The organism is Rhizobium sp. BK602 (assembly GCF_014195095.1).
Taxonomy (GTDB): Bacteria; Pseudomonadota; Alphaproteobacteria; order Rhizobiales; family Rhizobiaceae; genus Rhizobium.
Window position 1 is genome coordinate 1 of the sequence record NZ_JACIBC010000015.1, and the last position, 22,923, is coordinate 22,923.

17 protein-coding genes, 1 tRNA gene and 1 pseudogene are annotated in these 22,923 nt (G+C 59.4%); 10 read left to right on the forward strand and 9 right to left on the reverse strand.

What is annotated here, in order from left to right; genetic code table 11:
- Positions 1-18: 18 nt before the first annotated feature.
- Positions 19-95, forward strand: a tRNA-Met gene (locus FHX11_RS29495).
- A gap of 70 nt (positions 96-165) precedes the next feature.
- On the forward strand, positions 166-312 hold the full coding sequence (locus FHX11_RS30015; RefSeq protein WP_246781204.1) for a hypothetical protein: 147 nt from the start codon (positions 166-168) through the stop codon (positions 310-312).
- A 777-nt stretch (positions 313-1,089) separates the two neighbouring features.
- Here FHX11_RS30015 and FHX11_RS30020 read toward each other — a convergent pair.
- From FHX11_RS30020 to FHX11_RS29515, 4 genes and pseudogenes are all read right to left on the reverse strand, one after another.
- A pseudogene (locus FHX11_RS30020) lies at positions 1,090-2,019 on the reverse strand (recombinase family protein); the annotation flags it as partial.
- On the reverse strand, positions 2,016-2,504 hold the full coding sequence (locus tag FHX11_RS29505; RefSeq protein ID WP_184364883.1) for a hypothetical protein: 489 nt from the start codon (positions 2,502-2,504) through the stop codon (positions 2,016-2,018). The gene FHX11_RS29505 and the pseudogene FHX11_RS30020, both read right to left, overlap by 4 nt.
- Positions 2,505-2,668: 164 nt before the next feature.
- Entirely contained in the window at positions 2,669-3,436 is a 768-nt protein-coding gene (locus FHX11_RS29510) for a hypothetical protein (RefSeq protein WP_184364886.1), read from the reverse strand.
- 881 nt (positions 3,437-4,317) lie between these two features.
- On the reverse strand, positions 4,318-4,701 hold the full coding sequence (locus FHX11_RS29515; protein WP_246781205.1) for a hypothetical protein: 384 nt from the start codon (positions 4,699-4,701) through the stop codon (positions 4,318-4,320).
- Positions 4,702-5,246: 545 nt separating this feature from the next.
- On the opposite strand from FHX11_RS29515, the gene FHX11_RS29520 reads away from it, so the two are divergent.
- The 5 genes from FHX11_RS29520 (at position 5,247) to FHX11_RS29540 (ending at position 11,127) form a co-directional block, all read left to right on the forward strand.
- Positions 5,247-6,470 (forward strand): hypothetical protein, encoded by a 1,224-nt coding sequence (locus FHX11_RS29520; protein WP_184364888.1) that lies wholly within the window; start codon positions 5,247-5,249, stop codon positions 6,468-6,470.
- 306 nt (positions 6,471-6,776) lie between these two features.
- Positions 6,777-7,859 carry a hypothetical protein gene (locus FHX11_RS29525; RefSeq protein WP_184364890.1) on the forward strand — a complete coding sequence of 361 codons (1,083 nt, stop codon included), beginning with the start codon at positions 6,777-6,779 and terminating at the stop codon, positions 7,857-7,859.
- Between the two features lie 94 nt (positions 7,860-7,953).
- On the forward strand, positions 7,954-8,322 hold the full coding sequence (locus FHX11_RS29530; protein ID WP_184364893.1) for a hypothetical protein: 369 nt from the start codon (positions 7,954-7,956) through the stop codon (positions 8,320-8,322).
- On the forward strand, positions 8,315-10,333 hold the full coding sequence (locus tag FHX11_RS29535) for an ATP-binding protein (protein WP_184364895.1): 2,019 nt from the start codon (positions 8,315-8,317) through the stop codon (positions 10,331-10,333). Before FHX11_RS29530 ends, FHX11_RS29535 begins: the two co-directional genes overlap by 8 nt.
- Positions 10,330-11,127 (forward strand): ATP-dependent Zn protease, encoded by a 798-nt coding sequence (locus FHX11_RS29540; RefSeq protein ID WP_184364897.1) that lies wholly within the window; start codon positions 10,330-10,332, stop codon positions 11,125-11,127. Before FHX11_RS29535 ends, FHX11_RS29540 begins: the two co-directional genes overlap by 4 nt.
- Positions 11,128-11,657: 530 nt before the next feature.
- On the opposite strand, the gene FHX11_RS29545 is transcribed toward FHX11_RS29540, so the two are convergent.
- Entirely contained in the window at positions 11,658-12,686 is a 1,029-nt protein-coding gene (locus tag FHX11_RS29545) for a LacI family DNA-binding transcriptional regulator (RefSeq protein WP_184364899.1), read from the reverse strand.
- Between the two features lie 164 nt (positions 12,687-12,850).
- Between FHX11_RS29545 and FHX11_RS29550 the strand changes: the two genes are divergently transcribed.
- Together FHX11_RS29550 and FHX11_RS29555 are read left to right on the forward strand one after the other, a co-directional pair.
- Positions 12,851-13,801, forward strand: coding sequence for a dihydrodipicolinate synthase family protein (locus FHX11_RS29550; protein WP_184364901.1), 951 nt, complete (start codon positions 12,851-12,853; stop codon positions 13,799-13,801).
- Positions 13,802-14,041: 240 nt separating this feature from the next.
- Positions 14,042-15,430 (forward strand): MFS transporter, encoded by a 1,389-nt coding sequence (locus tag FHX11_RS29555; protein WP_184364903.1) that lies wholly within the window; start codon positions 14,042-14,044, stop codon positions 15,428-15,430.
- A gap of 230 nt (positions 15,431-15,660) precedes the next feature.
- Here FHX11_RS29555 and FHX11_RS29560 read toward each other — a convergent pair whose 3' ends face one another.
- From FHX11_RS29560 to FHX11_RS29575, 4 genes are all read right to left on the reverse strand, one after another.
- Positions 15,661-18,765 carry an efflux RND transporter permease subunit gene (locus FHX11_RS29560; RefSeq protein WP_184364906.1) on the reverse strand — a complete coding sequence of 1,035 codons (3,105 nt, stop codon included), beginning with the start codon at positions 18,763-18,765 and terminating at the stop codon, positions 15,661-15,663.
- Complete coding sequence (locus FHX11_RS29565) at positions 18,762-19,838, reverse strand: efflux RND transporter periplasmic adaptor subunit (RefSeq protein WP_184364908.1); 1,077 nt, start codon at positions 19,836-19,838, stop codon at positions 18,762-18,764. Before FHX11_RS29565 ends, FHX11_RS29560 begins: the two co-directional genes overlap by 4 nt.
- Positions 19,831-20,454 carry a TetR/AcrR family transcriptional regulator gene (locus tag FHX11_RS29570; protein WP_184364910.1) on the reverse strand — a complete coding sequence of 208 codons (624 nt, stop codon included), beginning with the start codon at positions 20,452-20,454 and terminating at the stop codon, positions 19,831-19,833. The genes FHX11_RS29565 and FHX11_RS29570 overlap by 8 nt, the downstream gene beginning before the upstream one ends.
- A 240-nt stretch (positions 20,455-20,694) precedes the next feature.
- Entirely contained in the window at positions 20,695-21,876 is a 1,182-nt protein-coding gene (locus FHX11_RS29575) for an outer membrane protein transport protein (protein WP_184364914.1), read from the reverse strand.
- Positions 21,877-22,575: 699 nt separating this feature from the next.
- Between FHX11_RS29575 and FHX11_RS29580 the strand changes: the two genes are divergently transcribed.
- Positions 22,576-22,917, forward strand: a complete 342-nt coding sequence (locus FHX11_RS29580; protein ID WP_184364916.1) for a DUF2147 domain-containing protein — start codon at positions 22,576-22,578, stop codon at positions 22,915-22,917.
- Positions 22,918-22,923: the final 6 nt, after the last annotated feature.

Consider the following 22,923-nt stretch of genomic DNA (forward strand, 5'->3'; position numbering starts at 1 on the left):
TCGGGTTTACGTTGGTAACGCGGGGTGGAGCAGCCCGGTAGCTCGTCAGGCTCATAACCTGAAGGCCGCAGGTTCAAATCCTGCCCCCGCAACCACCGAAACTTGAATATTTTGCCATTCAAGACGCCTTACAGAAAGCTCCTCCGCGTAAGCGTCGAGGAGCTTTTGTTTTTTGGCCTCCGTCTCGAGCTCGCCGGCACGCAGCTTCTCCAGATAATCGTGCCGCGCCAGCGCCTCGAAACGCTTTTCCATGATCGTCGCAGCTTCCATCGCAGCCAGGATCGAGGCGATCTGGCCATGAACTTCGAGTGACGCCGGCTGGTGGCCCGGGGTCTTGCCGATCACCACCTTCTGAATGAACTGGCGTACGATGGTGATGAAGGGCTGCTTGGTCTCAGCATCGGCGTGTTCGCGGATGTAGTAGGAGACCGAGTTGATGATCAGCTCCACGGCTTTCGGGCTCACTTCCGCTTTCAACTTGCGGACCTTCGCATCAAAGTCCTCTTCTTCAGCCGGTGATTCCTGCAGATCTGCTTCAAGGCCGGTGCGACGCTCCTCAAGCTTGTCGAGGATGTCGTCGAGAGCGGCAAGACGCGGCCGTCCCTCGGCCTTGCGTTCACTGATCTGTTCGATGATCTGGCGTTGCTCGCGTTCGACACTCTTAAGCTCGTCCGTAAGGCGCTGGCGCGGGTTCGGCTCGCTCCTCACCGCCGCAGCAAGATTTTGGCGAACCTGCCGGGCGACATCATCGAACACCCCCATCCCGAAAAATGCCGGCGTCAGGCAGGAGAGGACACGATCTTCGAGGTCCTTGCGCAGGATGGTCTTCTGGTTCCGGCAGCACGCGCCGTTGAGGCCGTCGATCGGCAGATGCTTCTTGTGGTTGGTGCAGCCGTAGCGGTCCTTGGCCATGATCGCGTAGGGGCCACCGCACTCGGCGCATTCGAGGATGCCGCTCAGCATGTAGCTCGGCCGGTGGGCGCCGTTGAGGCGATTAGTGGTCGTGTAGGAGAAAAGCTCACCAATCTCTTTCTGCCGTTCCTTGACGCGCGCCCAAAGGGCGTCGTCGATGATCCGCAACGCCTGGTGATCGTCGTTGACGATCCACTCGCTTTCCTTGTTGCCGCGGGCGACGCGGCGTTCGGTGTCAGGGTTCTTGCGATATTGTCGCCGGTTCCAGACGACGCGGCCGATATAGGTGGTGTTGTTGAGAATGCCGGTCCCGCGGCTGACATGGCCGCGGATCGCTGTATCGCGCCATTTGGCGCCGCGTGGTCCGGCCGTGCCCTGGGCGTTGAGCTTCTTGCCGATGTCGCGCGGCGACACCCCGTCGGCATATTGTTGGAAGATCCAGCGGATGATCTCCGCCTCCTCCTCGTTGATCTCGCGCAGTCCCGGGATCCGGTCGCCATTGGCGTCGTAGACCAGCTTCACCTTGTAGCCATAGGCAAGGCATGTGGAGGCCTTGCCCTTGCGGACGGCTGTCTTCATGCCGTCGCGGGTGCGGGTCCTGATCTGTTCGATGAGTTCCTGGCTGAGGGTGGAACGCAGGCCCATCTCCATGTCGGTGACTGCCGTACTGCCGTAGACCGTCCACAGCTCGATATCCAAGAACTTCAACCGCTTCAGGAAGCCGTTGCCATGTTCGGCGTCGCGCGAGATGCGGTCGCAGGTGATGCAGAGCACGACGTCGATATCATCTTGTGAGGCGCGCTTCAGCAGCGCTTGGATGCCGGGGCGTGTCTTGTAGCTCGTGCCGCTGACCGCATGGTCGGTGAACACGTCGACAAGGTTCCAGCCGCGCTTCTCGACGAACTCCTTGCCAAGTTCGATCTGGGTCTCGATCGAGACCTCGCTCTGGCGTTCGGTGGAATAGCGGGCGTAGAAGAGAACGTTCCTGGTCATCGGGTACTCGTAATTTCGGACGGGACATTGGGGAACATGGTAGCAGGCGTCGCGGGGCCTGGGAGCCCCGCAATACCGAGCCGTCATGGCTCGGCTGTGCAAATTGCCGATCATGTGGCGGGCCAATCAACCAGAAGACAACGTGACGAGATCTCGATCTGTTCGATGAACTCGCCGGCCATTTCGTTCAGCGTCTCGCTGATGTCGTAACCGACCTTGCAGACCAGGTCGCAGGCGCTGATCGTGTCACGAATTCGCATGCACCCAACCGCGGTCGCGATCAGCATCGCCATGGCGCCGTTCTCGCTCGCATCGCGCGAACGGAGCTCAAATGTGATGCGATAGCCGGCGGTGTGTGCGCGCTTTCGCTTCGGCGCTTTGCCGGAGATTGCAACACCGTTTGCGGTGACAGTCACAAAGATCGGCTTGGCAAGGAAATAGCAGCCATTCTCGATCTTGCCCGATGCATTCGAGAGCGCATCCGAGAGGCGCTCAAACGCCTGGCCATTCTGGCCGACGAAGGCCACAATATTCTGGCGGTCTTCTACGGAAGCCACCAAGGTGAAGGGAGGCTTGTTCGCCCAGGTATTGAGTAGCATAGAGTGTCCTTTGTCGAGGTCGGGATTGCGCCGCAGGGATTTGTCCTCGGTGCGCGTTTGGTTCGTAGGAAAGTGAAGCTTTCGTCGCACGGCGGCGTCGCCGTGCGCGGGAAACGGAGCAAGGGGGCGCCGAACCTGGGTTCGGTCTCGACGCTCTTTTTGCGCTATGAGTTCACCACCGCCGCGCGGTATGCCGCAGCCTCCTCGGTATCGCCGTTAAGATAGCCGGTGTTCTGCCCCAGAAGTGACTGCTCGACGGTTTCTACCCCGCCGATCCACTCCCAGCCGCCATAGCGTGATGTCTGGATATGAATATCACCATCCGAGGTGACCCTGATCCGCGCCGCGCCCGTTTCCGATTTGATAGCCTTGCGAAAGAGCTGGTCCAGCTTGCGGGCCTCTCCACGCGGCGTCCGGGCCGGTGTCTTCGTCGGAATATGTGCTGCCGGTGGCACACGCCGCGTGACAACGAAGACGTCCTTGACGCGCTTGCGGCGGCCGGGAGCCTTATCGGCGTCCACGACCTCTCCTCCGCTAAACGTGTCACAGAACAACCATCCGCTGACCGCGACGACGTGACCGTGGACGCGCACGATGGTCGGATGCGTCCGCTGGAGACCGGTCCGTTCCTCAAGATAGGCAGCGAGGGTCGGCCGGCCCGGCACCTTATGCCAGGCTCCGACATAGCCAAAGAGTCGAAGAACTTGTTCGGTTTCCAGCGTGGTCGTCCGCATGATCGCCGGCGCGCGGCTCCAGCTTGTCCAGCCGGCACCGTGGCGGACGAAACGATAACCATCCCGGACACGGGAAATCGGTTCTCCAGTAATCGCTGCTACCGCCATCGGCCCGCAGAAGGCGCGAGATTTTGTGTCGTTGACGACGTCGTGAAGGTAGCCAGTTCTGATAACGCCGGCGTTGGGAGTATTGGTCATTTGGTATTCCTCAGGCAGGCGCGCGACCGTACGGCTGCTTTTGCAGTCGGGTTGCATGGTGGCGCGTCAGGTTACGGAAACCCGGCCTTAGGCAGGCTGCGAAACGACGCAGCATGTCAGCGGTCGGGCGAAGAAGCCGGACGCGCTAGGGCTGGCAGTGCCCGCGTGAGAAACTGGAAAGGTGTTCAGGGGAGTTGATCTGCATGATGACCTTCGCGAGTCCAGAGTGGATTTCGAAGGAATGCGCTCGCCACTATGGATCCCTCAGACGTCCGCTCGTCCTCGATCCGATCATCTCTTGTCTGCTTAAGCTCACCACACGGAATAAGGTGACGCAGACTGCTCGCTCGTTTTATCTCATCGTTTCCGCCGATGGTTTCCCGTCCCTCGGCAGAGGCCATTTGATTTGTTGGTTCACCACCCCCACAGGTACGGGCCGGGGAGTAGAGCCGGAATTTTCCTCTTGCCAGGGCCATTCCAGGATGTCGCTCGTAAGTTTTTATGTCCAACCTAGCCAGGCAAGTAGCATCGGTTAGTGCGCATTCCAGCCTCGGCGGTTGCCTAAGCTGACAGCACAACTGCAGACGGCGTCTACTGCTGTCAAGTGGTTTATAAAGTGGTGGTCAATCAGGAGCTAACGTCTCCCCCGCGTTGTCTCCAATTGGGACGGTGTGCCATCGCATAGCTTTTGGCATACTATGAAAAAGGGCGCGGAGCCATGAACCGGATCCGGGTATGGCTCCGAAAATCCGATTCAGAATCAAACGGCGTTTGAAGAAGTAATGGGGGGAGGCGACACCAAACTGCAAACGCCGTTAGGCGTTCCATTGCCATCGACGCGCGCTCAAGGATGGCGCCACGACAGCCCGAAACGGCTCCGATCATTCGTCCTGATCGACATCGCCGGAATGGAGAAGGTGGACCTTCCTGCGAAACGGCCGGGCGCCCGTTCGGTATTTTGCGACGAGATCGTCGAAGAGCGCATCCGATGCCCTCTCGTCAAAACCCTGTTCGACCAGCATCGCCACGACCCCGTCCTGGAAATCTTCAAGGGCATCGGCCGCATCCCCGGTCGCCATGGTCGAGATCGTCATGAACAGCGCTGTCCGGGCAATGTCGTCCCTGTCCGGACGCCGGGCCTGCCTGTTGGCATCACGCAGACGCTGCTGCCGATCTCGCTGCTTCTCGTTTCTCTTGCCGTCCGGCATTTTAGCCCCATTATGTCCCCGCTGCTCGAACCAGCCCTGCCAGTTGTCTGCCCGCATGGCAACGCCGTTTGCATCGGAATCGGAAATCTCGGTTTATGAATCGTTGGCGCAGGGGGCTGAATCGAATGAGCGCAATTTGAGATGCGTTGCGGGCACGTCGAGACAAATCGAGATCACTTGCGTGGGCGCAAACGGCGTTCGTGAATCGAAGCCGCAGAACAATGAATCAGAAATCTGGAAGTCGGAATCAAACGAACGCAATTTGTTTTGACGTGCGGGCAATTCGACACAACGTTTTTTAGCTGTCTGGTAAGTCAGGTGCACGTGCGCAGGACGGATGAGGGTCGTGCGGGGGAGTTGGCCCATTAATACTTCGGATGAGACGCAAGCAACGGTTGAAGTGAAAAATATTTCACATGGTCTGAAATGGATGGAAAATGGCGAAAATATGACATGAAAAGCGTATAAAACTAAGTAAATCAGTTGGTTGTACTTGAGGTTTGTTTTTCCTGTAATTTGAAATTTCTACGTTTGCGTGCAATAATACATTTACTTGACGGCCTCACCGTCAAGTTATCTGTATCTCGTACATGGAGAATATTATGCGCAATTCCAGCAAAACTACTGCCCCCGCCGTCGCCTCTTCTGTCTATGATGCACTCGAGATCGACGCCTCCGCGCGCGATCGTCTTGAGCGCATGGCAAGCTTCATCGCAGATCTCGGACGGAGGTCGACGGAGCAGACCTTCGAACTCGGCGACCATCTTCATTCCGCATCCGAAGTGCTGGCCGAAGGCGCATTCGATCATTGGGTGAAGAAGCGGTGCGGCCTCAACGCGCGCAGTGCGCGCAATTACCGGGCGGTGTTCCGCAATCTGTCCGGCTACAGGGACACTCTCGTTGATCTGTCCATCGGCTCGACGGTGCTGTTCCATCTGAGTTCGGCGAAACCCGGACAGGTCGATGCAGCCATCGCGTTCGCGCAGGAGCAGGGACGGCTTACGGTGGTGGACGTGAAAACCATTCTGACCGATGGCGCGGAAAAAGGCGGCGAGCCGGAAATGGAGCCTTGTTCAGTCGGCGGTATCGACGGCCTGAAGGCTCTGATCGCGGCGAAGAACAGGGATGGCCTTAAATCCTATACCGCGCATATCGACATGATCCGGCATGATGTCGAGGTCGCTCTTGCTGGCAAGCGCGTGTTCAAGGATATGCTGGGCAGAGAAATCCAGGACCTCGCCCGCGTCGCGCAACAGGAACTGGCAAGCCTTGCGCGCTTCGTCGAACCGGAAATCGCGGGAGGCTACTATCCGAATGCGACCGTTTTTGCCAAGGGAAGCCATTGGGCCGAGGTCGATTCCTTGCTTTACAAGCTGGGCAGTGTCGATCACTGGCCGAAATCCGCCGAGATGCGTGCCTGGCTGGCAGAGACGGTGCTGCCGACCCTGGAGTGGGCAATCTCGAAGCGGAGAAACCCGGAGTGGTCGGCCGGTCGCGCGGCGATTGCGGCAGACGTTCCCGTGGTCCCGGATGAAGCGGCCGACAAGCTCAGCCCGGTTATTCCCGAGAATCCGCAGGAACCTGTCGACCCGTCAGTCTCGGAAGCGGTGAAGCGGATGGATGCCGGACTGAGTGCTGCGACCGGCGGCTTGATCCGGGTGAGCGAAGAACTTGTGGCGCGCAAGCAGCTTGCCGACGTTCCGCCGCTCGTCGCCGATGTTCCCGCGGTGGCGCAAAGAGGCTTCAAGCGACCGGCCATCCTCGACCACGTCAAGGTGTCTGCCGGCGCCGATCACGGTTCTCCGGCATCTGACGGCATGTCGTAACTGGCGGCTTGATTGCGGCAGATCGAACGGCCGCTCTGTCGAAAAGCAAGGGGCCGCACGCCGGCCCTTCGATATCCGGCTGACCTCGGAAACTTTACCAGCCGCGTCTGCGGCAGCCCGGGTCTCGTGAGCCCAGCGTTAACCTTGTACCGGCTTCGTTCTCTTTTTTTAAATTGGGACCTTGAGCCCGGCCTTCGGTCCTGCCAGGTTGGCGGCGTTCGGATGACCGGACACAAAGCGGCCCAAGCCGATGTTGGCGCATCGACAAGGGCCTGACCCTCAGCCTTCTGGAAAAGGAATCGGGCTATGACCACGTTTACCTCTGCTCACCCCAATGGGGAAGTTCTTCGTTCCACCATCGCCGCCTCCGCTGCGATCACCGCCTCGGGCCGCCGTCCGTTCGGCTTTGGTGACCGGGCAACCATCGCCGAGCCGCCAGCGCTGCGCCGCCACCCACATCTCGTGCGTTTCCGCGATGTCGAGGCCGATCTCGACCTGCTGGTCGATCGCGCCATCGCGGCGATCGCCGACGGCGAACCGGTCGAGGACGAGATCCTCGGTCACTATGTCAATATCGCCTCCCTTGTTCGCGCCGTCTCCTTCCGGGAAGGCAAGCTTTTGGAGCAGGCGGTCGAGCGTCTGGCCAAGGCCAACCCCGGCATTCTCGTCCTGACGCAGTCACTCAAGCTGCCGCTGGTCAAGGCGGCGCTCGAAGCCGTCTCCGGAAACGACTGGACCCAACTCGATGGCATCAAGCTCGACTGCGAGGCGCCGGCGAGGGGGAGCTATACGCCCGACCTGATCGTGGTGAACCGCGTCCGCCACACCGCCTATATTCTCGACTTGAAACGTTCGCTCGCGTCCTATGGAGATACGAGCCGTCTTGAAGAGCTGAAGATGAAGATGATGGCGGGGGCGATGGTTCTGCCGGACTGGCTCTACAAGCACCACAAGCGCTTGATGGTCGATACGGTCGGGGTCGCGATCGTCGATGGTGCCAGCCGCCCGAGCGATCATGCCGCCGGCATCTGGGCATTGTCCGAAATCGATGATCTTCTGGAGATCGATGGTGTCGCCATGTGCATGGCCGAGCTGCGTGCCCGCTTCGGCCGTCGTGTCCGCGAGCTTCTGGAGACGGAAGCGCGCAAGGCGCTCAGCGTCATGGGCATGTCCTTGACGGAAGCCGCTACCGCTGTTGCCGCCAATCCGCCCGGCAAGGCGCCGATCCGCCTGAATGGGCCGAGCGTCAGCTATGAAGAGCAGCAGGCTCTTTGGCGGGAAGACGACGACGGCTGCGATGATCTCGGCTGCTTCGACGAGGCTGAGGACGACGAGGCTGAGCCCGTCCGAATCCGGGTTGGCTTCGCACGGCGTCCTGCCGCGCACTGAGCGCTGGTTGCCGCGGCAATAGGCCGTGGTTCCTCATCCTTCCCCTTCTTATCATGAGCGCCGGACCTCACTGCGGTTCGGCCAAGGAGCCGTCATGTCTTTCGACACACGCTCGCCATCGCGCTTCCGCGAGGCCGTTTCCACCTCGACCTATTCCGCAGCTCGTTGCCAGCACGCCGATCAGGTCGATGCCAGGGTTACAGCCGACCTTCCGCCGATCGAGAACCTGACCAACGATCCGGCGATCCTGATCGGACTGGCACTCAGCTATTCCCGCCAGAGCAGGACGCTCGGCAAGGCCATTCCGGACATCATTCTATCCAGGCTGCGTGCCCATGCCGATCAGGGTGACCCGGCGTGCGGACTGTTGATCGACTGGTTCGATCTCTGGAGTGGCAAGCCCGTTTGCGGTCCCAAAACGGCAATTATTGCCGCTGAAACCGGGGACCGGGCCGATGGATAGGATCTCCCGCTTCTTCATCCGTCGCTTGCGCCATCTCGCCCGCCGCGAAGCGCTCCGCAATGCCGCGCTTCACGGCCTCCTCGGATCGTGGACCATCGAAGACGGCGTCCATACGCTGCGGCTTTACGGCCCCGGCTTCGACACAACGGCGCTCACAGGCGATATGGATCGCGACCTTGCCCGGCTTCGGCGCCAGTTCGGTGTCAGTTCCGTCAGATCGCCGATGTCGGCTTCCGACGTCACGGTCGCGGTGGCCTCGGTGCCAGCCAAGCTCACCTCTTCGCGCCAGAAAGGTGGTGGGAAGATCCGGGAGAACGTGCCCGTCGAAGGCTTCGATCATCGTTCTTATGCGGTTCGGCTGGTCGGCGCCATGGCGGAGCCGCCGCTGGTCAGCCATATCGTGGTCGCCCTGGTGCTGGCCCGCGCGATCGGCGCGGGTACGAAGTCGTTGCGCGACATCGTTCGGGCGATCACGCATGCGACACCGGTCGTGGCGTTGCATGCGCCGCTTGCCGGCTTCGAGCGGGAGGTCTCGCGACTGCTCGAAAAGTCCCGCTTCGTTCCCGGCGGCCCGTTCGGGATGATGGACGGAAACCACATCTTCAACGAAGATTACCTGGACGTCCAGGACGAGAAGGCTCACAGACGTGTCGTCGAATTCCGAGGCGATGGCGTGCATCGGGTCACCGGCGGCGCCCTGCGGCGACGGATGCTCGGCGCGTTCGCCCGCGACCTGCCCATCGTCGCGATTGCCGAGAAGGGATCGGGTATTCCCGCCTTGATTCAGCACACGGCCGACGTATCGCTGGAGACCGGGCAGCTCGACCGGTCCTTCGTCCGCGATGTGGTCGAAGCGCTCTATTCGGAGACCGCGATCGGCGAGAGCGATCTGCCGGCGGACGGCGATGCGCGCTGGCTGTCGCTGGAAGATGTGATCCTCGCCTTCCGGCCGGGGCGGGATCTTGGTGACGCACTGTCCGTTCTGAAGCTGCTCGCCCGGCGCAATCGTGAGGACTTCGAGGACGAGGACGAGGAGGAAGGCGGCGGCGGGAGAGGCAAGGCCGCCGCATCCGCGCCGAAGGGATCGGACAAAAAGAAACCCGCGGCGTCCTCCGAGACCTCGAAACCGGCGTCATCCGACAGTGACAGCGGCGGTCGCTGGAAGAAGGACAAGCCGTCGGGAGCCGAGATCATTCAGCCGGAGCCCCCGATTGAGTTCGGGACTCGACCATCGTCCGGCAACGGCGGAGCGAAGCGGGCAAAGCCGCCGCTGACCGTCGAGACGCTGTCCGGCTATGGCAAGGCGAAGGCGTGGGCGCTCGATCTCAAGAGCGATCTCGCCGATTACGATGCGGGCAAGCTCGCCTGGTCGGATATGAGCACCAAGCTGCTGCTTTATGGCCCGCCGGGCACCGGCAAGACGACCTTCTCCCGGGCGCTGTGCAACAGCCTGCAGATCCCGCTGGTGGTGACGTCGGTATCGACGTGGCTGCAGGGCGGACATCTGAACGATGTCGTCGACAAGATGGTCAAAACCTTCGCCGAGGCGAAGTCGGTCGCGCCCTCGATCCTGTTCATCGACGAGTTCGACGGCATCGGCAAGCGTCAGCCCGCGGAGAGGGAACATGCTGACTATTGGAACACCCTCGTCAACAAGGCGCTCGAACTGCTCGACGGCGCGGTGAAGAGCGAGGGTATCATTATCATCGGCGCGACCAACCGGCCCGATGATATCGACGAAGCTCTCAAACGGTCGGGAAGGCTCGAGACGCATATCGAGATCCCCAAGCCGGACAAGGCCGCGCTCCTGGACATCCTTGCCCATCATCTCGGTGACGACGTTGAAGCATTGGTCTTCAAGGCAGGGTCATCCGATACGCCGAATGCCAAAGGGCCGTCCGGAGATCAGGAGCCTTCGTTGACTGATGGTCCGTTGGTCTCGGAACCACAAGAGAATGACATGACGGATCTAGCCGAAAACGTAGTGAACCGGAAAGGAGCGGGCCGATGACCGCGACGCAAAAGAATATGACGATGGGTGCGCCGGCGGTCTCTGCGGAATCCCGTCCGGCCCGGGCTGTCCTTGAGCGGCTGGCCACCCGCGCGATGGGCCTGAGTGGCGCGGATATCGAGCGGATCGTGCGGCAGGCGCGTCTCAAGGCGCGCCGGGAAAAGCGGCCGATCCGTTATGAGGATCTTGAGGAAGGCATCCGGCTTGACCGGCCACCGGTTCCTTACGATCTTCGCTGGCGCTTCGCCGTCCATGAGGCCGGCCACGCCGTCGTCCACCATGCTCTCGGTCTCGGGCCGATCCGTGGTCTGAATATTGATACTGGGCAGGGCGGCTACAATCTCCTCGGTCTGCATTCGTCTACGAGCGATACAGCCGAATGGTACGAAAACATGCTCGCCATGCTGATGGCCGGGCGGGCCGCCGAGGGTCTTGTCCTCAAGCGTGTCTCCGGTGGCTCCGGCGGGACCGACGATAGTGATCTGGCGCGAGCCACAGGCATGGCGTTTGACATGGAACGGACCCTCGGCTTGGGTGAAGAGTATCCGTTGCTCTATCGTCCGCATCGGCATCCGGGCGAGGTTCTCGACCGAGATCCGGAGCTGGCCGCTCGCGTCCACGCGAGGCTGGAGGCGGCTCTGGACCGGGCGACGGCGATCTTGACCGAACGCAGGGATATCTTCAATGGACTGATCAAGGCGTTGTTCGACGCCCAGGCGCTCGACGGTGCAGTCGTCACGAGCATCCTCGATCATGGCGGAGACGGTGGCCGCGAACGAAGGCACGGAGACTAAGCCGCCGTGGGTCTTGAGACAAGAATTCCGCAGCCGACAGGCGGCGGGATTCAAGAGGATCAATGCCGCATAATGCGTTTGTCGGTATTTGACGAATAATCGCATCTGATGGTCGGTTACATGGCGACCCGGCACAAACTGGTTCTCCAATCCAGAAATCGCTGATTTATGGGATCGACCGCGATCAAGAGACGCCGACATTCCGTGCCGCGGTGGGGTATGACTACGGGCGAGCCAGGTCCTCTCTTTCTCATACCTCATTGCGAACCTTATCCTAATTGACGCTGAATCCCTACCTTGATTGCTGCTACGCAGTTCCTACTCGCCGGGCTTCACTGTAGGGTCCCAGCCCCCGCTCGACTCCGCTCATTGTTCATGATCGACCAAATCGAGAATGACGGTCGGCAGCGCATACACACCCTCACGCTCCTGATCTCCGGCAGCGACTTTCGCACGGAGGCGAACCGCCACCTTTCAGGCACTTCGGGTGATGGAGACAGAACCCAACGCCTGAATGGCTTACCTGAACTCTATGCGGCCGGAGCTGTCGACTTGCGCGGGATGAGCGTTGGAGCCGAGATACGGATGCGGTCGTCTCCCGAGCCGTTGTCGCCGGCGAGCAGATCAAGCGCATTCGATGCAATCTGGTCGAACGGCACTCGCAGCGTGGTCAGCGGCGTCGACAAATGGCTGACAATGGGTATGTCGTTATAGCCGATGAGAGAAATATCTTGCGGAACGGAAAGGCCCCGCTTCGTCAATTCCGACAGCGCCCCGATGGCCGTGTTGTCATTGACGGCGAACAAGGCGGTTGGGCGCGCATCGAGTTGGATCAGCTTTCCGGCCGCTTCCGCTCCCGATTCAATTCCGAATGTCGAAGGGACAATGTAAGATGGATTCACAGTGACTCCAGCCTCGCCGAGTGCCTGTCTGTAGCCGTCGAGGCGCCCGCGTGAACTGGAGGCATAATTGGGTCCCGCGATAATGCCGATCCTGCGATGGCCGAGATCAAGCAGATGACGGGTCGCGAGATAACCGCCGAGCCTGTCGTCACCGACCGATGAGAGACTGTGCCCATCAGTCCGAAGTGCTAGAACATAGGGCACACCCCTGCGGGCCAACTCGTCCGGAAAATCGTCATCTTCGCGCGCGGTAGACAGGATAAGGCCGTCAACGCCACGCTTGAGCAAGGACTCGGCTGCGAGGCGATCCGCTTTCGGCTTGTCATCGGTCGTCGCGACGATCGCAAACCGGCCCGATCTGGCGCAAGCCTTGGCGAGCGCCTCGTAGAGCATCGCCATCACGGTGTCCGTGAGGCGAGGGACAATTACCCCAACGGTCATGGTGCTGCCGCGACGAAGGCTGGCTGCGGAGACATCGCGGACATAGCCGAGCTCCTCGGCCACTTTCCGGACGCGCCGGGCCGTTTCATTGTCGGATCGTGGCAATCGCTCGTCCAGGATGCGCGACACGGTTGACTTCGAAACGCCAGCCGCCGCCGCGACACTGTGAATAGTGACGCGGGACTGACGAAAATCTTCATTCACCTTTGAATCCATTGAATATTTCCGGTCGAGTTACTCCGAGAAGCGGCTTGCTTGCAATCATGCACCAAAAAAGCAGTTGACTCCAGATGTTTCGAAAACGATATTGGGAACGTTCCCGTTAACGCTCCCATCGCTGAAGATAAGAGAGCAGCGATGGCCCAAGGAGGAGAAAGCACATGCAACCGATGGACCTGCGCGGTCTCAGCCCCGCTCCCGTCACCGTTTTTGACCGTGATGGCAATGTCGACCACGAAGCGAACGCGCGTCTCGCCAAGTGGCTCGTCTCGATCAAGGGTGTGAAAAGCCTCGTCATTCTCGGTCATGCCGGCGAAGGTACATTCCTGACGGAAGAGGAGCGTCTCGCCCTCATCCACACCTATGTCGAGGCCGTAAATGGCGAGATCCCGATCATCGCGGGCATCACCGGCGAAGGCACCAAGGTCGCCGCTGCCGAAGCCAAGAAATGTAAGGCTGCCGGCGCGACCGGCGCTCTCGTCTATCCGAACCACGGCTGGCTGCGTTTCGGCTACCAGAAGGGGGCACCGCAGAGCCGCTACAAGGCAATTTGGGAGGAATCCGGCCTGCAGGAAATCCTGTTCCAGTACCCGGACGTGACCAAGGCAAGCTACGATCTCGACACCCAGCTCGAAATCGCCACCCAGGAAGGCGTGGTCGCCACCAAGAACGGCGTGCGCAACATGAAACGCTGGTACGTTGAAATTCCGGAACTGAAGAAGGCCAATCCGAAGCTTCAGGTTCTCTCCTGCCACGACGAATGGCTGCTGCCGACCATGTTCGACGTCGATGGCCTGCTCGTCGGTTACGGCAATATCGCGCCGGAACTGCTGGTTCAACTCATCGAAGCCGGCAAGGCGCAGAACTATCCCGAAGCCCGCAAGATCTTCGAACAGCTTCTGCCTGTCACCCGCGCCGTCTATCACCGCGGCTCGCACATGGAAGGCACCGTGGCGCTCAAGCTTGGCCTCGTCCACCGTGGCGTGCTCGATCATGCGACGATCCGAGAGCCGCTGAAGAACCTCGGCGAAAAGGCCGAAAAGGAAATCTTCGCAGCCTTCGACGCTGCCGGTATCGGCCGTGTCGACCAGCAACTCGTTGCGGCCGAATGATTTCCGTCGCCCCTGCTCAAAACGCAGGGGCGACATTCCGACTGGAGGAGGAAACCACGGGAATCTGCTTTTTCTGCTGAGTGGAGCAGGTTCGCGATGCCACAGGCAAAGTGATTTCTCCTCGATCCATTCCAAGCGACTTCCGCGCTGACAGGACAGGCTGAAAGACGACAGCAACAATCGAACAAGAGTGCCCCTGGCTGGGAGATAAGGTAAGCCACGGGCAGGAAGGAGGAGCCAATGAATATCATCCGGCCTATACAGGTACCGGCTGGGGCGGCTATCGCCGATCCTCAGGCCGACATCAGCGCTCGATTGGAGCGCCTTCCCATCACCCGAGAAGTTTTCTGGGCGCGCAACATCGTCGGCGCCGCGACGTTCTTCGATGGGTACACTGTGATCGCCATTGCCTACGCCATGCCGGTCCTCGTCAAGGAATGGGGACTTAATCCCCAACAGACCGGAATGATTCTGTCCATGGGATATCTCGGGCAGTTGCTTGGGGCGATTCTGTTCGGCTGGCTGGCGGAAAAGGTGGGTCGCCTCAGGGTTCTGCTGTTCACCATTCTCCTATTCGTCAGCATGGATGTTGCCTGCCTTTTCGCTGCGGGCGCGGGCATGATGATTGCGTTCCGCTTCGTACAGGGTATCGGCACCGGCGGCGAGGTACCGGTCGCGAGCGCATACATCAATGAGATGATTGGGTCCAAGGGGCGCGGCAAGTTCTTCCTGCTTTATGAGGTCATGTTCCTGCTCGGTCTCGTCGGCGCTGGCCTGATCGGGTATTTCATGGTGCCGGTCTACGGTTGGAAAGCCATGTTCGTCGTCGGCCTCGTCCCGGCAATTCTGATGATTCCGTTGCGCTGGTTCCTCAAGGAATCACCGCGCTGGCTTGCCGCCAATGGCCGCTATGCCGAGGCAGATGCTATCGTAGCCCGCATGGAGCAAAGCGCCCGCGCCTCAGGTCAGGAACTGCCTGCACCCAAAATCACGGCGACGCCCGTCCGCCGCAAGTCCGATTGGAAAGAACTGTTTCAGGGCATCTACTTGAAGCGCACATTGTCCATCTGGGCCATATGGTTCACCGCCTACACTGTGGCAAACGGCACGATCACCTGGCTGCCAACCCTATATCGCCAGGTCTTCAATCTGCCTCTTCAAACGAGCATCTTCTATGGTTTTCTCACCTCCGTCGGGGGTGTGATTGCCGCCATTGTCTGCGCGCTTCTGATCGATAAGGTGGGCAGAAAGCGTTGGTATACGGGTGCGTTGCTTCTGGCCCCCATCCCGCTGCTGTTCCTCGCCTGGCTGGGCGCAGCCTCACCGATTCAAGTTCTGGTTCTCGGCGGTCTGGCCTATGCCATCGTTCAGACCGTGACGTTCTCGCTCTATCTCTATTCGGCGGAAATCTATCCGACGCGTCTGCGAGCGCTGGGAACAGGAACAGGCAGCGCATGGCTGAGGCTCGGCTCGTCTACCGGGCCGATCATTGTCGGGTTCGTAATGTCCTCGATGGGCATCCAGTATGTTTTTGCGACCTTCGCAGCCATACTGGTTGTCGGCGCCATTGTGACGATGCTGTTTGCCGTGGAGACTAAAGGCAAAGCGCTTGAGGAACTGTCGCCATAAACTCTCCCCCTGCAGCGCCACCTTCCCGCCGATGCTGTTCGCAGTATCGGCGGGTCTTTGACCGTCGAACCCCTCCGCACGATGAATAAACTGCCCGTCGTGACTGAAGCTCATTGTCGCCTTATTGCTTAAGCAACAGGCTTTGCAAGCTCGTGCCGATGTGATGCGGCGAACGGACGGTGGCACTGCCTCGGTGCCGTCGACGACTCCACGGCCGAATTCTCCGTCGCTCAACCAGTATGACCGTCCGCTTGCTCCGTCACGGCTGGCCGGGTGGAGTCAGCCTCGGTGAGAAGTAGCCACAGCATCAGGCACGGCAGGAGTAACAGTGTCAGGACGGTTGCCACCGCGAGCCCGCCGATGATCGCGTAAGCCATTGGCCCCCAGAATATCTGATGTGCAATCGGTATCATCCCAAGGATCGCGGCGCAGGCTGTCAGCACGATCGGTCGTGCTCGATGGCTCGCGGCTAGAATAATTGCATCACCTGGCGACCGACCATTCCCGACATTCTGGTCGACCTCCTGGATGAGAATAACGGCGTTGCGGATAATCATGCCGGAAAGCGCGATGACGCCGAGTTGTGCCACGAAGCCCATTGGCGTGCCAGTGGGAAGCATCGCTCCGACCACGCCGATCAAACCGAACGGCGCCATCAGCATCGCGAGCCCCATGCGTGTGAAACTCTGCAACTGCACCATGAGCAGCGCGACGATGACGAACAGCATCACCGGGACTACTGCATAGACGGATGCGTTACCCTTTTCCGATTCCTCTGTGATACCACCTGCTTCGATCGAATAGCCTGTCGGTATAATGTTGCGCAGTTCCTGAAGCTTGGCGTCCACTTCCGCGGCAACTGTTGCTGCCTGCAAGCCCTTGGCAACGTCTGACTGGACGACGATCATCGGGTTGCCTTGACGCCGCCAGATAATCGGGTCTTCCATGCCATAGGAGATTGTGGCGACCTGTCGCAATGGCACCGGCTTGCCGTCGCCGCCGCGCAGTTGCAAATTGCCGATCGCGGCGATCGAGGACCTGTCGGCTTCGACGCCCTTTACCACCACATTGACCAGCCGCTCACCGTCGCGAACCGCCGTTACGGTCGAGCCGGAGAAAATCGAGGCGATCTCGCTCGCAACTGATTCAGAACTCATACCGAGTGCGCGGGCTTCGATCTGATTGACAACCACGGTGACGTTGCGCTGCGGTTCGCCGGCGGTAAGGTTCACATCGCGGGACTGAGGATTGCCGCCAACGATGTTGGCTACCTTTAACGCTAGTTCGCGTACTCGCCCATAGTCCGGCCCGAGAACACGATATTTGAGCGGCCAGCCGACCGGTGGGCCAAGCTCGAGCGGTGAGACGCGTGTGATGATATCGGAAAAGTCCTTTTGAAGAACCGTCTCCAGCCGTTCGCGGACGGCATCTCGTTCCTTCAGCCCTTTCGTGACGATCACCGTTTCGGAGACGTTGTCGTTCTCGAGCAGCAAATCCATTGGCAGATAGAAGCGCACCGAACCGGAACCGACATAGGTTGTGAAGTGATCAATATCAGGATCGGCTTTCAACAGCGCCTCAAGTACACGGGCCCTCCTGTCGGTTGCTTCGCGGGAGGCGTTCTGGGGCAATGTCAAACTGACCAGTAGCTCCGGTCGGTCAGATGCCGGGAAAAATTGCTGTTCCAGCCGGGTAGCACCAAAGACCGAGGCCAGCAGTGCGCAGACGGCAATGGCCAAGGTCCACCAGCGATGGGCAAGTGACCACTTCAGAAGCCGTCGATATGTCAGCATGACACGGCCACCATCATGATTGGTATGTGCCAGCGCCTTCGGTAGAATCCAAGTGCCGAGGATTGGGGAGAATACCACTGCCACGATCCAGGATGACGTCAGCGCAATCAGCACAACCATGAACAGCGAGAATGTATATTCGCCGGCGCTCGATGCTGCGAAACCGACGGGGATGAATCCGGCGATCATAACCAGCGTACCGGTCAGCATTGGAAATGCCGTCGTTGCGTAGGCATGGCTAGCGGCGATTACGCGCTCTTGGCCATTCTCAAGGCACGATACCATGCTCTCGACCGTGATCATCGCATCGTCGACCAGAAGGCCAAGGGCGATGATCAGTGCGCCGAGTGAGATTCGTTGTAGGCCGATCCCGGCTATGTCCATGCCGAAGAACGTCATCGCCAACACGAGCGGTATCGACGCTGTGACGACGAGACCTGCCCGGGTGCCGAGCGACACGAACGACACTGCAAGCACGATGACGATGGCCTCAATCAGGACGCGCTCGAACCCGCCAACAGCATCCTTGACCACCGTTGTCTGGTCGGCAATCTGCGCCAACTCTATCCCGTAGGGCAGCTTCGCGGCGATACCTGTCATCTTTGCCTTGAGAGCATCGCCGAACTTGAGCAGGTTCCCACCTTCTGCCATCGAAATAGCGAGCGCAATGACAGGCTTCCCGTTGACGCGCACGCTTGGTGCCGGCGGATCAACAAGACGGCGGCTGATGCTCGCAACGTCGGCAAGCCGGATGAAACGACCTTCGACTCTGAACGTCAGGTCGTGAAGGTTCTTTTCCGAGGCAAAGGCACCGCTCACGCGCAGTGCAATCTTTTCGTCTTGTGTATGGACGATGCCCGTCGGCGTTACCGCATTCTGGGCGCGGATCGCCTCCAGTGCAGCAGAGGGATCGATGCCGAGGCTCGAGATCTTGCTTGACGAGAATTCGATGACGATCTCTTCCTCCTGCACACCCAGCACATTCACTTTGCCAATGTCAGGCAAGGTAAGGATCTCGGAACGAACGGCATCGACTCGGTCGCGCAGTTCTCGCTGCGAGAATCCTTCCGCGGTGAAGGCATAAATGCTGCCGAAAGTGTCACCGAACTCGTCGTCGAAGAAGGGGCCTTGAACTCCAGTGGGAAGCGTCGAGGCGATATCGGTGATCTTCTTGCGGACAGTGTACCAGATGTTCGGCACTTGGGCCGGCGGGGTGTCATCGCGCAGGTTGACGAAAATCACGGACTGTCCCGCCCGTGAGTAACTTTGCGTATAGTCGAGATACGGGGTTTCCGAGAGCTTCTTTTCGAGCTTGTCCGTCAGCAAATTGACTGTGTCTGTGCTGCTGGCTCCGGGCCAAAGCGACGAGACAACCATCGTCTTGATGGTGAACGGCGGATCTTCGTTCCGGGAGAGCCGCTGATAGCTCCAGATACCACCCAGGATGACAGCCATCATCATGAAGATCACCAGAGACGGGTGCTTCAGCGTCCATGCGGAAAGATTGAAGCGCTGTGCAGGCGCGGATGACGGCGCTGTCATTTCGCGCCCTCATCGTCGAGGACGACGGATTCGCCTTCGCGAAGCTTGCTGACGCCGGCGACGGCGACCACGTCCCCTTCCGTAAGTCCTTGGGCGATGAAAATACTCTTGTCATCGAAGCGGGTGAGCTGGACAGCCTTGTAGGCAAGTTCTCGTGTGGCGGGATTAAATACGAAGACAGCGGGCTGGCCGTTGTGGTCGGTTAGGGCAGAGGCCGGCAATTCCATTAGCTTCTGTGGAGACAGAACCAGCGAGCCTATAACGGCCGCGCCGAATGGCATCTCTTTTGCGGCGGCGTCCAGCGCGACCTTGACGCGATAGGTGCGGGTAACGGGGTCGGCTGATGGTGTGATTTCGCGAACCATACCCTTTGCCTTGACGTCTGGATTGGAGATCAAGCCGACCTCCACATACGGTGGCTCGGTCTTCATGTTGATCAGCTTTTCGGGCACGTCAAAAATTGCATCGCGATCCGCGTCCGAAATCACTGTGACGACCATCTGGCCGGCCGACACGACTTGGCCTTCATTGGCTCCGGTCGCCGCGACGATTCCATCGTGTTCGGCCCGGAGCTCGGTATAGGACAATGCTTCTTCCGCGTTGGCGAGCGCGGCTGCGGTCGCTTCCACCTTCGCCCCGGCGGTTTCAAGATTGGCTTCAGCCTCTTGCATTTGCGCTCGCGAGCTAATGCTCTTCGCAAACAGATCGCGATTTCGCTGCGCCGTCACGTCCGCAAGATCAAGTGCGGCTTTCGCCGTCGCGACATCCGCCTTGGCGGTCAGCAGGTTGTTTTGCGCCGTTGTCCGATCAAGGCGCGCCACGACGTCGCCGGCCTTGACTGTCGAACCATTCTCCACGCGATAGGTGAGTTGTCCATCGAGCCTGAAGCTCATCGCGGTTTCGATCCGCGGCCTGACTTCACCCGTCTGCGTGACGGTTTCACCCAATTCTTGGAAATGCGCAGTGACGGACCGGATGGGTCGGGGGGCTTTGGCAGCCATTTCATCCTGTTCGGAACAACCGGAAAGAAGCATGATTGCCGTAACGAGTGTCACGGAAAGTGTCTTATTCATCGTTTCTTCTCTGACCTGCGGCGAGGCCGCGAATGGCAGTGGCTATCGTTAGATCGACGAAGTTCTCTGCGTCGCCGAAATCGAATTCCCGTACGGTGATGACAAGGGTGACCGCGCCGTGAACACAGGCCCAGAGCACATGTGCCAGTTGTTCGGAGTTGCCGTTCTTGAAGAGCCCACTCGAAATCGAAATTCCGATGCGCTGACACAATATCGCATAAGGCGCCTGCGCTACCGCATTCAGTTGCAACACGTCGGTCGCGCCATGATCGTTTTCGAGGAACAATAGGCGGAAGCGATCGTGATCCTCGAGAGCGAAGACAGCATAGGCCTTCAACATCGCGATGATGGCCTCCTGTTCATCCTCGACGGTCGCATCGATCTCTTCGAAACGCGTGTGGAGACAGCCGATAGCGTCTTCCCAAAGAGCCCGCAGAAGGTCCTGTTTAGAGGAAAAATAGCGATAGAGCGCTCCCGGCGTCAGCCTGAGATCCGCTGCCAGGGCGCGCATTGATAGTCCGGCAAAACCGGCCTTTGCAATGATTGCCGTTGCCGTTTTGAGGATCTTTGCCCTGAAGGCGGTTAGTTCCTCTTCAGAAAGGGCAAGCCTGGGCATGGCTTTCTCCATTTTGATAAACACGTTTATTAAACGCGTTTATCAATGAAGTAAAGCGTCGTTAGTAGCATCTTCTATGACTATGGCCTATGAGGGCCCGCCTCGCTGTCGCAAGCAAGGGTTTCCGCGCGCGCTGTAGCGGACCACGGAAAACGAAGAGCGCGGCACGATGCGAAAACGGCTGAGGCATAGGCCTCAGCCGTTTTCCGGCAATCCGCAACGGCGACGGGGTCAGGTCGCTCAGAACGCAAGCGAATAGCTAGCACCTACGCCGACCGCCCAATCGGCGTCGGCCGTTGCATTATAGGTGGCTCCCGCCGCCTCGTTTTGCGAGCCTGCGGTGAGGTAGGAAAGGGAGGCACCAAGACCGAATGTGCCTAGCTTGGTCTTGTATTCGCCGCCGACACCCACGGTCCAGGTGTCGGTGGTGATGTCGGCTCCAGTTCCTACACCTTCGTCCCAGGTTAGATTGACGGTTCCTGAAAGGCTCTCGCTAAATTCGTGACCGAGACCGACTTGGATTGTGTAGCCATCTTTGTAGTTGAAAACCTTATTGCTGGAGGCAAGATCAGAGACATCATATCTGAAGTTTGTAAGAACGCTCCAATCAGTCCAGGCGACAGAGCCGTAGACTAGCCAGCCAGGAGCAACTCCAGTTTGGGCGGACAGTTTGACTGACTGCGGCAGGGTACCGCTTCCGATAGTTGGGAGGTTGCTTGTTACGCCGGCTGCGACGGCGAGTGCCGAGGGCGTAAAGGTCCCTTCCGCGTCGTGCCGAACTTCGGACCGGTACATTATCTGGAAACGCATGGCGTATTCGGGGATGTCGTAAGCCGCACCGATTCGATAACCGAGCGCGCCGTCATCCTTCAACCGAACGGAACCGAACCAGGTATCTTCCTTGTATTCGAAACTCTCGAGAAATGCACCTCCGATAAGATGGAGGCCGCCACGGCCAGCGTCAAAGTGCATATCACAAGTGACGCCGTATTCGTCAGTTGAAAATTGCATCTTGGAAGTCGGATTGACCAGTGCCACTCCTTGGCTCGCGGCCGTCGTCGCTTCGGCGTTCTGCGCTTCCGTGCCGTAAGTGGCGGATGCGCCGAATGGTTGCGTGTAGGTCAACGCGCAGGCGACGCCCAGTCCAAGCGTTGCCTTGATGCCGGCGCTAGGTATCCAATACGCATCCGAATAGGCCTTGTCCGAAGCTGATGCCCCATTCAGCGTGGAATAGGTACGGCTCGGCGAAACATATGCCGCCCCGGTACGCAGGCCGTAGTTTCCGTCGATGAAGAGAATGTCAGTATCTGCTTCCCCTCGGGTGAAGCCTCCGGCGAGCGCTGAATAAGGCGCAAGTGACAACACTCCGACCAACGTCGCAAGCGCAAACCGATGCGCTTGCCGATAGCATTGCTTGTTCATTTCGTTCCCTCTTTTTATTGCTGAGTTCCGACAAGCGCAGCCTGAAGGTCCTCATTCGGAAATTTTTCATCGGGAAGCGTTGAAGCGGTTCGCAATGCATCGGGTCTCTTTCGCCCGGAGGTCCGTGGTATAGGCACCGGTGACGACGAAGCATGTTGTCCCTTTTCCGCTAGCTCCGTCCAAGACCACGCTCGGGTAGAGCTTCCGGAGCATTGTCGTTACTTCTCTGACCGGAACGACGTCACGACAGGATGATCGCAGGCTCTTTGTTCCCCTCTTTTCTCCCGGCCATTTGGCATACCGAAGTGTCGAGCGCCCGTTTCCCAATTCCGTGACGATAGGTTGGGCCTTGGTTCCAACAAGGGAAAACGGGGTCATATTGGTGTCATGTGCGGCCAAGCTTCACAGTCGAACGAACGCCGCCTCCCAAGCCTGTCTTGCCCTTGGAAACATGCGCGCGCGAATACTCTTCCGATCTCGCAGACATCGGCAACGTCCCCGATTGCCGGGCCGTCGCAGCGTCTCGGAAGATGCAATCGGCTTGTGTCAAGTCTGCCGGATCGGACCCCTATTTGACCGGCATGCCGACTTTTCCGCTCTTTCCGAGGTCAGTAGCCTTCCTCGTGCCTCGGTGTCTTGCCTGCCCACAGAGAGCAGCAAAAAGTGATGGGAGGCCAATCGAAATAGGGGAACCTCAACATGACAAGAACATTGATAACCGCATTGGGTCTTTTGATTTGTATAGCGAGCGGTGTGGAAGCCGGTGAGCCGATCGAGGGTAGTTGGAAGAACGGACCGATTGAAATTATCGCCATAAAACCCTGCGGCAGCGACTTTTGCCTCACCATGACGACTGGCGAATTTGCTGGCAAGCATATTGGAAAGCTGAGCGGCAAGGGGGCGAACTATTCGGGCGAAGTCACGGACCCGGGGGACAATAAAACCTATAGCGGATATGGGACGGTGAATGGCAACTCCCTGGATCTGAAGGGATGCGCGCTGAAGATTTTCTGCAAATCCGTGACGTGGACCCGCCTCTAGGGCAAT

Bases quoted from the DNA above. Each gene is read 5' to 3' on its own strand.
- FHX11_RS29505 (WP_184364883.1), bottom strand. From the start codon at position 2,504: ATGCTACTCAATACCTGGGCGAACAAGCCTCCCTTCACCTTGGTGGCT.
- FHX11_RS29510 (WP_184364886.1), bottom strand. From the start codon at position 3,436: ATGACCAATACTCCCAACGCCGGCGTTATCAGAACTGGCTACCTTCAC.
- FHX11_RS29515 (WP_246781205.1), bottom strand. From the start codon at position 4,701: ATGCGGGCAGACAACTGGCAGGGCTGGTTCGAGCAGCGGGGACATAAT.
- FHX11_RS29520 (WP_184364888.1), top strand. From the start codon at position 5,247: ATGCGCAATTCCAGCAAAACTACTGCCCCCGCCGTCGCCTCTTCTGTC.
- FHX11_RS29525 (WP_184364890.1), top strand. From the start codon at position 6,777: ATGACCACGTTTACCTCTGCTCACCCCAATGGGGAAGTTCTTCGTTCC.
- FHX11_RS29530 (WP_184364893.1), top strand. From the start codon at position 7,954: ATGTCTTTCGACACACGCTCGCCATCGCGCTTCCGCGAGGCCGTTTCC.
- FHX11_RS29535 (WP_184364895.1), top strand. From the start codon at position 8,315: ATGGATAGGATCTCCCGCTTCTTCATCCGTCGCTTGCGCCATCTCGCC.
- FHX11_RS29540 (WP_184364897.1), top strand. From the start codon at position 10,330: ATGACCGCGACGCAAAAGAATATGACGATGGGTGCGCCGGCGGTCTCT.
- FHX11_RS29545 (WP_184364899.1), bottom strand. From the start codon at position 12,686: ATGGATTCAAAGGTGAATGAAGATTTTCGTCAGTCCCGCGTCACTATT.
- FHX11_RS29550 (WP_184364901.1), top strand. From the start codon at position 12,851: ATGCAACCGATGGACCTGCGCGGTCTCAGCCCCGCTCCCGTCACCGTT.
- FHX11_RS29555 (WP_184364903.1), top strand. From the start codon at position 14,042: ATGAATATCATCCGGCCTATACAGGTACCGGCTGGGGCGGCTATCGCC.
- FHX11_RS29560 (WP_184364906.1), bottom strand. From the start codon at position 18,765: ATGACAGCGCCGTCATCCGCGCCTGCACAGCGCTTCAATCTTTCCGCA.
- FHX11_RS29565 (WP_184364908.1), bottom strand. From the start codon at position 19,838: ATGAATAAGACACTTTCCGTGACACTCGTTACGGCAATCATGCTTCTT.
- FHX11_RS29570 (WP_184364910.1), bottom strand. From the start codon at position 20,454: ATGCCCAGGCTTGCCCTTTCTGAAGAGGAACTAACCGCCTTCAGGGCA.
- FHX11_RS29575 (WP_184364914.1), bottom strand. From the start codon at position 21,876: ATGAACAAGCAATGCTATCGGCAAGCGCATCGGTTTGCGCTTGCGACG.
- FHX11_RS29580 (WP_184364916.1), top strand. From the start codon at position 22,576: ATGACAAGAACATTGATAACCGCATTGGGTCTTTTGATTTGTATAGCG.